This window comes from Cellvibrio sp. OA-2007 (assembly GCF_000953825.1).
Taxonomy (GTDB): Bacteria; Pseudomonadota; Gammaproteobacteria; order Pseudomonadales; family Cellvibrionaceae; genus Cellvibrio.
The window spans coordinates 49,881-63,100 of the sequence record NZ_BBUL01000095.1 but is presented as its reverse complement, the minus strand read 5'-3'; the positions used below and the strand labels follow the sequence as shown (position 1 = coordinate 63,100).

Genomic DNA, 13,220 nt, shown 5'->3' with positions numbered 1-13,220 from the left:
GGTATTTTTATTTAAAAGCGAGAGAAGTCCGGTGCGCGCTTTTCAAAAAAAGCAGTGACCGATTCCTTGCATTCATCCGACGCCAAACCAGCCGCAAAACCGGTATATTCCGTACTTAATGACGCATCCACCGCAACATTGGTTGCCGCGCGCAACAAGGCTTTAGTGCGGCGCACAGCACCTGGCGGTTGCAATGCGAGGCGCGCAATTTTTGCGCGCGCAAACTCATTAAGTTCATCCACCGGAACTGCTTGGGTAACCAAGCCTAATAGCGCCGCATCGGCGCCAGAAAATGGCTCACCCAACAAAAATAACTCCGCTGCCTTTTGCTGCCCAACCAAACGCGGCACCAAATAACTGCTGGCATACTCCGGGCACAAACCCAAATTTACAAACGGTAGCTGCAGACGCGCATCATTTGCGGCATAGACCAAATCGCAATGCAACAACATAGTCGTACCAATTCCCACCGCATGGCCACGCACCACTGCAGCCACGGGTTTGCTGCAATGGCGCAACGCTTCCATAAAACGTACGACTGGGTGACTCTCATGAATCTCCGGTTCATTCATAAAATCCATCAGGTCATTGCCACTGGTAAAAAATTCATCGGTGCCCGTCAATACCACCACGCGCACCTCGTTATCGTCATCGGCGGCGTTAATCAAATCCGCCAAGGCACCATACATCGCAAGGGTTAGAGCATTTTTTCGTTCAGGGCGATTGAAGCTCAGGGTAAGGATACGGGTTTCAAGCTGGGCAATAATCTGCGGGATAGGGCTAGTTATCATTATCGGTTCCTTCATAGGGGCGTTAATGGAAATTGGAACAAGCTGGATAAAAGAGTCGTATGAGTATAGACAAACTCACCCAGCATGCGCAGCGAGACCGCACAAACCTATAAAAGATGGCATCCCCCACCCTCGGCAGGTACAATTCCAGCCCTTATTTCTTCAGTCTTTAGCGATTCCCTTACTTTATGAATATCCGCGAATTACTCAATCAAAAAGTCCTATCTGCCATGGCGGCCGTAGGTGTTCCCGCAGGTTTACCCGCATTAATCGCCCCAGGCAAAAAAGCTGGTTTTGGCGATTATCAAGCCAACTGCGCCATGGGTGCCGCTAAAGCCATGGGCACTAACCCGCGCGAACTGGCCGGTAAAATCGTCGCCGCACTGGAGTTGGATGGCATTGCCGAGAAATTGGAAATCGCTGGCCCCGGCTTTATCAATATCGATCTCAACCCCGAGTGGTTAGGTGAGCAAATTGCCAAGGCACAAGCGGATGCGCGCCTGCAGGTTGAACAAGTCGCCACACCGCAAAATGTGGTGATCGATTATTCCGGCCCCAACCTCGCCAAAGAAATGCACGTAGGCCATTTGCGTTCCACCATTATCGGCGACGCCCTCGCCCGCCTGCTGGAGTTCCAGGGCCACAATGTTATTCGCCAAAACCACGTGGGTGACTGGGGCACACAATTCGGCATGTTGATTGCCGAGCTGGAAGAACAATTGGGCGCCAAGGGCGATGAAGCCATGGAGCTCAAAGATTTGGAAGTGTTTTACCAACAAGCCAAAAAACATTTTGACGATGACGAAACCTTCGCCGATAAAGCGCGCGAGTATGTGGTGCGTTTGCAATCTGGCGATGCACAGATGTTAAAACTTTGGGAACAGTTCAAAACCATTTCCCTGCATCACAGCACCGAAATTTATCAGCAGCTCAACGTTACCTTAAAAGATAGCGATGTGCGCGGCGAAAGTTTTTACAACAACGATCTCGCACCCGTGGTAAAAGAATTACAAGAACAAGGTTTGGCCGTTGAGAGCGACGGAGCGCAAGTTGTGTTTCTGCAAGAGCTGGCCGATAAAGAAGGCAATCCATCGCCGATGCTGATTCAAAAACAAGGCGGTGGATTTTTGTATGCCACCACCGATTTGGCAGCACTGCGTTATCGCATAAAAACCCTTAACGCTAATCGCATTATGTATTTTATTGACGCGCGCCAGTCACTGCATATGCAGCAAGTATTTACCCTCTCACGCAAAGCAAAATTTGTGGATGAGTCAGTAAGCCTTGAACACTTGGCCTTCGGCACCATGATGGGCAGTGACGGCAAACCCTTTAAAACCCGCACCGGCGGCACAGTAAAACTCGCCGAGTTGTTGACTGAAGCCGTTGAACGCGCAACGGCGTTGGTAAGCGAAAAAAATCCCGACCTCAGCACCAGTGAAGTGGCAGAAATTGGTCGCAAAGTCGGCATAGGCTCAGTGAAATACGCCGACTTGTGTAAAACCCGCACTAACGATTATGTATTTAGTTGGGAATCCATGCTCAGCTTTGAAGGCAATACCGCGCCCTATTTGCAATACGCCTTTACCCGCGTACAAAGTATTTTCCGCAAAGCCGGTGTTACCCCAGAGTCGCTCACTAGCGCGATTTTAATTGGCACTGAACAAGAAAAAACCCTCGCGATCAAACTGCTGCAATTCAGCGAAGTATTGGATCAAGTCGCACGGGAAGCAATGCCTCATTTGCTCTGCACTTATTTGTATGAGATCGCCAGTTTATACATGACCTTCTACGAAGCCTGCCCAATCTTAAAAGATGGCGTCGCACCTGAATTGCGCGACAGCCGTTTGCGCTTGTGCCACTTGGTTGCAAAAACCATCGCGCAAGGGTTGGATTTATTGGGTATTGAAGTGATGGAAAAAATGTAGTTTCTCAATATCGCTTGAAAGTACAAACGCCCGGTTAATATCCGGGCGTTTTATTATTTACAACATTAGCACTCACAAATTTAGTAACCCACCGGATTTTTAATAAACTCCCATACAATCTTGCATCTTACATTCCAGCTCTTTGCTCGTTTTTCAACAATATTTTCAGGCAGTTCAATTTCATCGACTGAACCAACAATCTGGATACGTTTTTGATCAATTAATACTGTTTGATTAGACCGGATCACGCCAGCAGCGACATCTTTTAATGCCCTAAGCATCATTGATTTCATCTTTTTTATTATTCACCATAGAGATAAGCCGTTAAAACTTCACAATATAGTGAATAGCAACACCCTGCCCGCACCAAGAGCTTGAAGCAAGAGCAAAAATGTAATTTAATCAAGCTTATAAAAATGTGGCAAAGCCTATGGTCGGCTGCGACTAACCACCTATTCTTACTTGGTATATTCGGTCATATTTACCTCAATCCATAATAATGAGTCCGTATTTACGGAGGTAAAAATGAAATTATTAAGCATAATTCTTGCGGTTCTATTGCTGCTGTTATCGGCTCGTTACGGCGTGCTCTATTTGGATCAGCAAACTCTGCTGCAACAATTAGTTCAGCAACAAGCAGATTTTGACGCGCGCTTACAGCTAGAACGCAACAACCATCAAAAGGCAATTAATGACCTGCAAGATTTTATTGCCTTTGGTCAAACGGCCCTGCCTGCCACAAACAAAATGGTTGCTGCAAGCCCCAGTGCAACAACCACAACAAGTGCATTTGTGAGTATTCAACAAGAAAACCTCAAACGAACGCTGGAAAAGAAATACGCACTGCTTATGTCAAAATTGGCGCTCGCAGGATATGCACGCAGTGAACTGCAGGATTTACTACTGCAGCGCGAGCAAATTTTAGGCGCGAGCAGCATAGGCTATTACTCGTCACAAGCCGATACCGAAGAAGCTATTCGCAAACAGCAGGAGAGCCTGGCCGAGATTGATCGAAAAATTGCCCAGCTGCTCAGCTCACCAGAAGACAGAAAAACCTATGAACTGCTCAAAGACTCAGCCTACGAACAATATCAAATGAACAATTTTTTTGATCAGTTACAGACCGAATCACCCATACCAAGTGAAAAACGCGAAGCGCTGCTACTGAGTAAATTAGAACAAAAGCAAGAGTTTAATCGCTATTTGGAAACCACTGGAGAAACAATCGCTAACGCACCAGCGGCAGAAAAACCTTTTTTAATTGAAAAAGCACATGTAGCTTTGCATGACTATAAAGACAATTATCTCAACACTGCTCGCTCCACTTTAACTGAAGCGCAATACGATGCGCTGCGTGAACACGAACAAAAACACTTTAATGAAATGTGGGAAAGCTTAAAAGCGGGATGGGGCGCACAGTAGCATTGCGCAATTCGTATTTTATAACCCTCTCTGTCGCCAGAGAGGGGCTACTGATTTTTGCGAGCCGATTATTGTTTGTTCATTATTATAAAAAAATCAGAAAGCCGTAACATCTGACTTGCTAACATCGCAGTATGCAGTGTTCCAGTACTCGCCATACTTGGTAGACTCACTACCTTTTTGAACACCCTGAAACTCTTCACACACTTTTGGTGAGCCAGATTTGTAACCTTTAATTTTCAGATTGCGAATCGTTGCTTTATCACCAAAATTACGGTTCACTCCAGCGATGCTACCAATGGTTCCATCAATTGTTACATTGTTGATAACCACATAACGTGGGCCGCCATTGCTTGAACAATTACCGCAAGAGCGCCACAATTTTCCATTCACACCCTTGGCAGTAAACCCATTGGTAATTTCAAAGGTACTGTTTTTGGAATTATGTTGGAAAACTTTATCGGGTTTTGAACCTGGGGAGTTACTGGTGTTGTTGTACGCAGAACCGCCTGAAATAGTGAATTTAGTACCACTACTCAATAGCGAAGCTGCATCTTCACAAATATCTTCCCACACTACATTCTCTGCACGACAAGCACCGCTCGTACAGTGAATCCCATCAGCTCCGCCACTACCAGCAATGCGCACATTTTTAATGGTCGCATTTTTCAAAGTAATAACAGGTGGCTGTCCTTCTGCGTCACCGGGGCAAGTCAGACCGATAGTCTTGCCACCGCAATCGACGGTTTTGTTCTCAATTACCGCTCCGGCTTTACACTCAGCGCTACCGCCGGTTGAACCCGAACTGGATGCAACAGACGAACTGGTGGCCGTACTGCTTTTGCTGGAACTGGTGGACGACACTCCGGTACCGCTGGAGGGAATCGAACACTCTTTTACCGACTTAGCAGGAATCGGATCGGAACCAAAAGTGGCTACGCTACAACTAAACGAACCATTTAGCACTTTGTACACAAACTTGTCGTCCGCACCAAAAGCAACATTAGTCGCTTTAGATACTGAACAAGTTTCGCCAATTTTGCAGATGGTGGTATAGCCACTCGGACGATTGGCTGCCAAAACTACAGCAGAAGCGCCAATCAATACCGTTGTTATCATTATTTTTTTTAACATACTAAAAACTCCTAACTCCAAAGCATAGAGAGGAGCAGATTTTGCAAATCGCGTACAACCAATACATGCATGATGAACATACACGCCACTGACCGCGAAGAACATAAACTGCTGGTTTATGCCCGCAAAAATCCTAGCCCGATTAGAATATCAGCTTATAGATGCATGTAAATATGATTTATCGGTAGGAATTTAATATATTTATTGGTAACTTAGTTAAACGCGAATTCGATCACCTTAGGCCAAGGTGTTCAAAAACAATAACCGCACACCACGGCAGTGGCATTCCTCTTACCTGTATTGATTAACAACTTAAAACACGCCAACTTTCTGCTACAAATCGTAACAGCGGGGAGTTTTTTGTCGCCTAAAAAATAACTCTATTTTATGAAAACCATTTCGCTATTGCTGAAAACACTAAAACCCATTTTTTTTGGATTATTCCTTAGCTGCATTCTTACCCTATGGGGCTGCGAAAAAAATAATCCGCCCACAAGTACAGCCAAAATTGATGCCAAGCAGCAAAACACCGCCGTCATCCAGCATTTACAGGTACAAAACCCTGCTTTTTTTGCCGCTATATACAATGAAGAGCAGGTTTTTATTTCCGGCAGCGACGGCACAATAATTCAGGCTGACATAAACCCAGCTGCAACAGAAACGATTCAATGGAGCGCAGTAAAAACACAGTCGAGCGATAACATTCTTGCCATTGCAAGCGCTCCAAACAATGCCCAACTTGTTGCAGTGGGCGAAAATGGATTGATCCTCCAGTCAACTAAGCAGGATAAAAACTGGCAAAAAAAAATTAGCCATACCGACAAAAAATTAACAGCAGTTACATTTGACTCGGCACACCAAACCTGGATCGCTGGTGGTGACCAAGGTGTGCTATTACGCGGCACAGCAACCAATACTGAATGGACAAAAATCGATACTCGCCACAATGCCAATCTGAGCAATATCTATTATTTGGCAGAGCAAAAAATACTTGCCGCAATCGGAGAGAATGGCCTGCTGATGCTATCGCGGGATGGTGGAAGCCAATGGCAAACCATCACCCTACCCACTTCTGCTGCACTAATAAAACTGGTTGCGATAGATCGCACAATAATAATTGCCGGTACAGATGGCACCCTGTTGCGCAGTGAACATAACTGGGGCGATTGGCAGCTAATTAACATAGGCAGCTCGGCTTATCTCACTGATTTAATTCATGATGCGGCACACAACACTCTGCTGATTATATCTGCTGAGGGTGAAATAATTATTTCCGATGATGGCGGAAAAACATGGGCACCAGTGGCAGAGACTAGTGAATACCTCACCGATATATTGGCACTAAAAAATTCAGAAAAACTAATTGTCGCCGGAGCAAACGGCACGCAATTAATATCTGATAACGGCGGCCGCACCTGGAGCAAGCTCCCGCCATTAACATCAGCAAGTATCCATGGACTTATTAATATAGGTAATCGACATGTCATCGCCTACGGCGAGGGCGGCCTGTTGATGCAATCAGATAATGCGGGTGAAAACTGGCAACTTGTTCATGCACCAGTCACCGGTTTTGTACATCAACTAATTCAACTCACTACAAGCAATTGGCTAGCTGTCGGCGCCAAAGGTTTGTTACTAACTAGCAATAATCGAGGGCAAGATTGGCAACCTATTGAGTCGGTACAAAAATCCAGCGATTATTTTTTCTCAATTATTCGCGATAAAAAAACTGACACGCTAATTACTGCTGGCCCACCTGGCACAGTGTTAACATCTAATGATCAAGGCCAAAGTTGGCATGTTCGCTTTTCACTGGGCGATATTAATCAAGGGTATTTCCACCAATTATTGAGCGATGACAAAGGCACCATCGTCGCGCTCGCCGGCCCAGGCAACACTCACTATTCTCACAATTCAGGTACAACCTGGGCGGCAAGCGAACACGACAACAATAAACATTTATTTGCCGGAATCTACGACGCAACACATCGCCAATTTGTCGCTATCGGGCAAGCGGGAGCGATTCAAATTTCACAGGACGGAAAAAAATGGACAAGCATAACCGCCCATATCAATAAAAATTTACACGCGATTTATTCCACTAAAAGCAAAGTTTGGATTGGTGGCGAGGAAGGATTACTGCTGCGCTCGAAGAATGCGGGATCAACCTGGGAAACCATTAATACCAATACCCGGCATACAATTCTCAGCATTGTTGCATTGCGCAGTGGCACACTGCTCGCAACTGGCAATAATGGTTTGATTTTGCGCTTGGCCAATTCTGCTAGCGAGTGGCAAATTATTGCTAATCCCACTCAGGATGTCTTACGCAAACCTGTGCAAGACCCTGCAACCGACATTATCTATCTCGCCAGCCGGAGCGGCGCCATTCTTTACTCCAGAGATGATGGCCAACATTGGGCTACAATGGAACCTATCACTCAAGCATCCATTAAAACATTGGCGATAGATTCCGCGAGCAACACCTTGCTAGGTGGCGGTGAACGTCTGGTGAGAATCCCACTGCTCACTGCCGAATAAAAACGGCAGTATTTTTATAGCTACACCGATAAGAATCTATTGATAACGGGCATATCATGAAAAAAAATATCTGCACAAAAAACACAACACTTGTTGCAACACTGCTCTTTACGCTAAGTGCCTGCCAAAATACTATTCATACATCACAGCCACCCTCGCCATCCGCCCAGCTGACAGGGTTGGCATTTGAACAAAGGCCGCTGGCTAATGCACAGATACAATTAGTGGATTCGCAGGGCAAACAACTGCATACCACCAGCGATGAATCCGGGCGCTATGCGTTATCTTTAAACGGTATTACTGCTCCCCTGTTGCTTTCAGTTGTTGCGGAAGGTAAACCAGAAGATTGCAATCAAAATACAATACTGCGCCCTATTTGTATGGCAGCGGTTATAAACAGCTTTTCTACCGACCAGCAACAAGTCGGCAATATTAATCCGCTCACTGATCGCATTGTTTCTGATCTTGCAGTTGCGCAAGGGTTTATCGGTCCACAACAATGGGTAAACAGCAACACCATAAAATCACTCAATGCAGCGCAATTACATATAGCGCAAACCGAGTTGCGCAAAGGTTTTAAAAAAGCATTACAGCAAGCAGGCATTAAAGATGCGAATCACTTTAACCCTGCCACTTACCCAATGCAGGAAAATGATGGCTTAGCAGAACTTCTATCGCTCCTGCACCACAACCGTAATTACGATAACAATACAGGTGAAACCGGCCATGCCACACTGAGTGACATTAGTTTTCGTCCGATCGTCGGATTAAAAGCAGATGGCATTTACGAAACGTTTGATTTTAATCGGGCGCAGCAAGAGCGGCAAAAAATCCAATCTGCGCAAAAGCGTATTTTTATTGTAGGTGATTCAACCTCAGCGGTGTACGAACAGCTACGTTATCCACGAATGGGCTGGGGCCAAGCATTTGCCGCACAGTTTAAATCAGACAGCGACGTACAAGTAATTGTCGGTTCACGCTCCGGCCGCAGCTCGCGGGATTTTTATAATGGCCGTTGGTTCGCGCAAATGGAGCCATTGATTCAGCCAGGCGATTATGTATTTATTAACCACGGTCACAACGACCAAAATTGCGACTCCAGCAAACCGGTGCGCGGCGCGGCAGATGTAAAAAATCTCTGCACCTACCCCAACAACAGCGAAGGCCAACCACAATATCCCGATGCACAAGCTGAACTTTCGTTTCAACATTCACTGGAGCGCTATATAACAATAGCGCGCGAACGCGGCGCAAAGCCAATTTTATTTACACCGACTACGCGCATCAAGAATGCGCAGGGTCAACAAGCCACACCAGTGGTGCACAACCATTTCACCAAACAAAATACAAACAATGGTTATTTATTTACTGGAGATTATACGCAAACGATTAAAGACACTGCCACCGCTAACGCAGTGCCGCTAATCGATCTGGAAGCGGCGAGTATTGAATTTGTTAATGGATTAGCCGCTGGTGAGTGGAAAAACTATTGGCTGGTGGTTGACCCCGCCATCAATCGTTTTTATGCCAATAATGTTGCTGGTAGCACGCAGGCGCCCGATGGCACACACTTTCAACAAAATGGCGCTGAGATAATGGCGGGGTTAGTAGCGGAAGAAATTAATGCCAACAAAGAATTAAAAAAATTAGCGGAATACTTAAAGTAGTTACTTTCACTGGCTACTTAACAGCACATCTATTTTATGTAAATGTGTTATTAGAGAGGAAGATGGCAATTTCAATACAGAAAAATATTGCTCTGCCATAGGTGCAATACCGCAATTGCCCGGTAGTTGCATTTTCTGCTCGATCATAAAATACATACGCGGTAAAAATATAAATTGCAGCCATTGCGGAAAGCTCATGGTATCCACTGCAAACGGCTGTTCACTTGCCAGCGCCTCTGCCGAAATCATTTCTGCATCCCAGAGCTGCAAATAACGCAGTTCTTTTTCAACATCGATTAACAGTTCAGCGACGGAAATGTAAATGTTGCTCATAGGACTCTGTGATTTGTGTTGTTGGGCATCGCTGCGCTCAGCACCAACCTACAATTATTTATGAATAATCTGGGTAAACGGTGGCAGCGAATTTAAAATCGCTTTGCCGTAACGCTTGGTGATAATCCGGCGATCCAACAAACTGATTTTTCCCGTATCACTTTCGGTGCGCAACAAACGCCCGCAGGCTTGAATTAATTTAAGCGATGCATCAGGCACGGTTATTTCCATAAAGGCATTACCACCGCGCGCTTCAATCCATTCCGACAGCGCCGCTTCAATCGGATCATCTGGCACCGCAAAGGGCAACTTGGCGATAATTACGTGAGTACAATACTTGCCAGGCAAATCCACACCCTCGGCAAAACTTGCCAAACCAAACAACACACTGCCGTGCCCGTCATCGATTCGCTTTTTATGTTGAACCAGCATTTCCTGTTTGGAACTATCACCCTGAATCAAAATAATTTCGCGCAGGTCATCAGGCATATCCTCAAACACATCGAGCATTTGTTTGCGCGATGAAAACAACACCAAACTGCCTGCATCCGGATCAATTAAATTGGGCAAGTCATCGATAATAGCGAGCGTATGCACATCGGCATTGGTTGCCTCAACCGCTGCGGCGGGAATTTCCAGTGTCGCCTGCTGAAAATTAAACGGGCTAGGCACCACTTGATAGTGCGCATCATTCGGCGTGCCTGCACGCATTTGAAAGCGGTGAAAATTACCCAATGCGGTTAACGTAGCGGAAGTAATCACCGCGCCGCAAGCTTTTTCCCATAAGCTGTATTCAAGGGTTTTTGCTGCAACTATAGGGCTGGAGCAGACCTCCAAATCCATATTGCCGCTGCTATCAACTGGCGTTAACCAGCGCGCTTTAGGCACCGATGACGTTTTATCAGGCGTGGCAAAACTGGCCCACAAATCGCGATTGGCATCAGCGCGCGCTTGCCATGCACCGAGAATTGGATAGTGATTTTCCAAATCAATTTTGGGCACGGGGCAATGGGCATCTTCCATCGCCTCGTTTAGTTCGTCGCACATTTTTTTGAGCAGTTCGCTCAGGCGATCAAAACCTTTGTATAACTCTACGCAGGGAATAATTAAATCGGGAGGGATAACACCATTTTCAAAGCGATAGTGGGATTGGCGATCATCAAACGCGATGGATTGCGCAAGCTGTTCAAACACGGGATACAACTGATCCAAACGCTGCTTGCAGTCAATTAATGCGGCGGGAAGTTGTTCGCCGTAGCGATCCACATTGCCCGCACCGCTAATCACACCCAGCATAGCGCCAAGGGATTTATTGCATTGATCCAACCATTTGCTGGTGGAAAGCATGCGGCTGTGATGAGCAAAATGATTAAGCGCTTTTTGCGGTAGATGATGACCTTCATCAAATACGTAAATTGTATCCTCCGGCGCGGGCAAAATTGCACCGCCACCGAGAGCGAGATCGGCGAGCACCAGATCGTGATTGGTGACGATACAATCGACCGAGTGCATTGAATCGCGCGCTTTAAAAAAACTGCACGCCGAGACATTCGAGCAGCGCCGCCCGGTGCATTGGCGATGGTCGGTGGTAATTATTTGCCACTCGTTCTGCTCCAGCGCTTGCGGCCAGGTATCGCGCTCACCGTTCCACTTGTTTCCCGCCAGGGCATCCATCATGGATTGATAAAGTTTAATACCTACTGCAGATACACTAGGCAATTCATCTTCATACAATGCACGGGTGGGATTGCTGCCGCTTTCGTATTCCGCAATCACATTATCGAGTTTGCTCAAACACAAGTAACGGCCACGCCCCTTCGCCAGCGTGAACGAAAATGACAAACCACTGTTGCGATGCAACTCGGGTAAATCTTTATTAACAATTTGTTCTTGCAGCGCCACGGTTGCGGTAGACACCACTAGTTTTTTGCCCAAGGCTTTTGCCATGACAATCGCAGGCAATAAATAAGCGATTGTTTTACCGGTGCCCGTACCTGCCTCTACTACACAGATATGGCCACCGGCGCGCTCAACAATTTCACGGTGATTTTCGTCATCCAAGCTAATGCTGCCGAGGGTTTTGGCAATTTCGGCAATCATTAATTTTTGGCCGTAACGGGAGGTTAAGCCCTTGTTATCCAAAAATTGGCTGTACGCACTTTGAATTTGTTTTTTCAGCGCATCAGTTAGCATTAGCGATTTTACTCACCACAGCATTGGCATAAATACCCAGGGCAATTTCACGCTGACCGCTGGGAATGGCATTCATACGCAACTCAAATTCTGCTTTTTCGGCGCGCAATTTGGTTGGGTCATAAGTTGTATTGTCAGCACCATACTTCACTGCCGGCACTTTGCCATGTAGCATTTCGTAGGCAAAACAGTTGGTCGCGTGCAATACATAATTGCCCAGAATTTGATGATCCAGCGCCGCCATTAATTCATCGGTATCTGCGTAATCGCCATCCAGCACATCGCCAAAGGCTAAATGCACATTGCCTTTGTTGCCGCCAATGCCCAAGGCAATACTTTTAACATCTTCATGTTCTTCTTTTTGATAGCTGCCCTCGGTGCGCTGTAAATACAACTCGCGCGCTTTAGCTGCATCGCAGGGGTCAAGCTCATAAGAAATCGACACAGGAACTATACGCAACTTGCGCAGGTAATCCGAAAGGGTTTCAGTTTTAGGTTTGTTGAGCGCAATCATGCCCAGCACCGCGGAGTTGGTTTTATCGCAGCCATCTTTGGCGCGACCTTCACGCTGGGCGATCCAGATGCTGGAGTGCTCGTTGCAAATCGAGTGATAGATGTAACTCGACAAATATTTTGCCGCTTTTAATTTTTCGCGCGGCGCTTTGGCGGAGCGGTTGACGATAAAACTTTTATTAAGGCGCATTAAATCTGAAACAAAAGGCTTGGTTAGCAAATTGTCGCCAATTGCGATACGCAATGTATTGCAATCGTTGTGATACAACACCCAGTTCACAAATGCTGGATCCATAGCAATATCACGATGATTACTGATAAATAAATACGGCGTGTGTTTATCCAATTTTTCCAAACCAGAAACACTGAGCGATTTCACCCGGGTATTAACCATACCCTCCATATAATTTGCTACAACACTTTGAAAGCCTTTGACATCGTTAATGCCAGCCAATTGTTGGGTGAGCTTCATGCGCGCAAGCGGTTTTAACAGCCAACCTAACCAGCTATACAGCGACGGGAATTTTAAGCGGGTTACCGCATCAGCTAACTCAGGGTCAGCCAACATGCGTTCGATTGTGGGGCGAACTTCATCGTCGCGGTAAGGACGGATATCATCAAATTCATTCATAGCAGGAGATCATCACTCGAAGGTCAATATAGACGTTAAGTCTGGCACAAAATTGCAAGCAGGCGTG

At 46.2% G+C, this 13,220-nt stretch carries 10 protein-coding genes; 4 read left to right on the top strand and 6 right to left on the bottom strand.

What is annotated here, in order from left to right; translation table 11 throughout:
• Positions 1-11 precede the first annotated feature (11 nt).
• Positions 12-791: an enoyl-CoA hydratase gene (locus AWU77_RS15950; RefSeq protein ID WP_062065441.1), complete on the bottom strand. Its 780-nt coding sequence runs from the start codon at positions 789-791 to the stop codon at positions 12-14.
• Positions 792-979: 188 nt separating this feature from the next.
• On the opposite strand from AWU77_RS15950, the gene argS reads away from it, so the two are divergent.
• Positions 980-2,719, top strand: coding sequence for an arginine--tRNA ligase (argS, locus tag AWU77_RS15945; protein WP_062065438.1), 1,740 nt, complete (start codon positions 980-982; stop codon positions 2,717-2,719).
• Positions 2,720-2,799: 80 nt separating this feature from the next.
• On the opposite strand, the gene AWU77_RS15940 is transcribed toward argS, so the two are convergent.
• Positions 2,800-3,012 carry a hypothetical protein gene (locus AWU77_RS15940; RefSeq protein ID WP_152625381.1) on the bottom strand — a complete coding sequence of 71 codons (213 nt, stop codon included), beginning with the start codon at positions 3,010-3,012 and terminating at the stop codon, positions 2,800-2,802.
• Positions 3,013-3,244: 232 nt separating this feature from the next.
• Here AWU77_RS15940 and AWU77_RS15935 point away from each other — a divergent pair, with 232 nt between their 5' ends.
• Positions 3,245-4,141, top strand: coding sequence for a hypothetical protein (locus AWU77_RS15935; protein WP_062065431.1), 897 nt, complete (start codon positions 3,245-3,247; stop codon positions 4,139-4,141).
• 96 nt (positions 4,142-4,237) lie between these two features.
• Here AWU77_RS15935 and AWU77_RS15930 read toward each other — a convergent pair whose 3' ends face one another.
• Positions 4,238-5,275, bottom strand: a complete 1,038-nt coding sequence (locus tag AWU77_RS15930; protein WP_062065427.1) for a pectate lyase — start codon at positions 5,273-5,275, stop codon at positions 4,238-4,240.
• Positions 5,276-5,662: 387 nt separating this feature from the next.
• Between AWU77_RS15930 and AWU77_RS15925 the strand changes: the two genes are divergently transcribed.
• Both AWU77_RS15925 and AWU77_RS15920 read left to right on the top strand, forming a co-directional pair.
• On the top strand, positions 5,663-7,816 hold the full coding sequence (locus AWU77_RS15925) for a YCF48-related protein (RefSeq protein WP_062065424.1): 2,154 nt from the start codon (positions 5,663-5,665) through the stop codon (positions 7,814-7,816).
• 56 nt (positions 7,817-7,872) lie between these two features.
• Positions 7,873-9,483, top strand: coding sequence for a GDSL-type esterase/lipase family protein (locus tag AWU77_RS15920; RefSeq protein WP_062065422.1), 1,611 nt, complete (start codon positions 7,873-7,875; stop codon positions 9,481-9,483).
• 6 nt (positions 9,484-9,489) lie between these two features.
• On the opposite strand, the gene AWU77_RS15915 is transcribed toward AWU77_RS15920, so the two are convergent.
• The 3 genes from AWU77_RS15915 to AWU77_RS15905 are packed head-to-tail and all read right to left on the bottom strand — an operon-like array spanning position 9,490 to position 13,153.
• Entirely contained in the window at positions 9,490-9,816 is a 327-nt protein-coding gene (locus AWU77_RS15915) for a YqcC family protein (protein ID WP_062065419.1), read from the bottom strand.
• A 54-nt stretch (positions 9,817-9,870) separates the two neighbouring features.
• Entirely contained in the window at positions 9,871-12,009 is a 2,139-nt protein-coding gene (dinG, locus tag AWU77_RS15910; RefSeq protein WP_062065417.1) for an ATP-dependent DNA helicase DinG, read from the bottom strand.
• Positions 11,999-13,153: a 1-acyl-sn-glycerol-3-phosphate acyltransferase gene (locus AWU77_RS15905; protein WP_062065414.1), complete on the bottom strand. Its 1,155-nt coding sequence runs from the start codon at positions 13,151-13,153 to the stop codon at positions 11,999-12,001. Before AWU77_RS15905 ends, dinG begins: the two co-directional genes overlap by 11 nt.
• Positions 13,154-13,220: the final 67 nt, after the last annotated feature.

Excerpts from the sequence above, each read along its gene's own strand:
- AWU77_RS15935 (WP_062065431.1), top strand. The coding sequence starts at position 3,245 with ATGAAATTATTAAGCATAATTCTTGCGGTTCTATTGCTGCTGTTATCG.
- AWU77_RS15920 (WP_062065422.1), top strand. The coding sequence starts at position 7,873 with ATGAAAAAAAATATCTGCACAAAAAACACAACACTTGTTGCAACACTG.
- AWU77_RS15950 (WP_062065441.1), bottom strand. The coding sequence starts at position 791 with ATGATAACTAGCCCTATCCCGCAGATTATTGCCCAGCTTGAAACCCGT.
- AWU77_RS15940 (WP_152625381.1), bottom strand. The coding sequence starts at position 3,012 with ATGAAATCAATGATGCTTAGGGCATTAAAAGATGTCGCTGCTGGCGTG.
- AWU77_RS15930 (WP_062065427.1), bottom strand. The coding sequence starts at position 5,275 with ATGTTAAAAAAAATAATGATAACAACGGTATTGATTGGCGCTTCTGCT.
- dinG (WP_062065417.1), bottom strand. The coding sequence starts at position 12,009 with ATGCTAACTGATGCGCTGAAAAAACAAATTCAAAGTGCGTACAGCCAA.
- AWU77_RS15905 (WP_062065414.1), bottom strand. The coding sequence starts at position 13,153 with ATGAATGAATTTGATGATATCCGTCCTTACCGCGACGATGAAGTTCGC.
- AWU77_RS15925 (WP_062065424.1), top strand. The coding sequence starts at position 5,663 with ATGAAAACCATTTCGCTATTGCTGAAAACACTAAAACCCATTTTTTTT.
- argS (WP_062065438.1), top strand. The coding sequence starts at position 980 with ATGAATATCCGCGAATTACTCAATCAAAAAGTCCTATCTGCCATGGCG.
- AWU77_RS15915 (WP_062065419.1), bottom strand. The coding sequence starts at position 9,816 with ATGAGCAACATTTACATTTCCGTCGCTGAACTGTTAATCGATGTTGAA.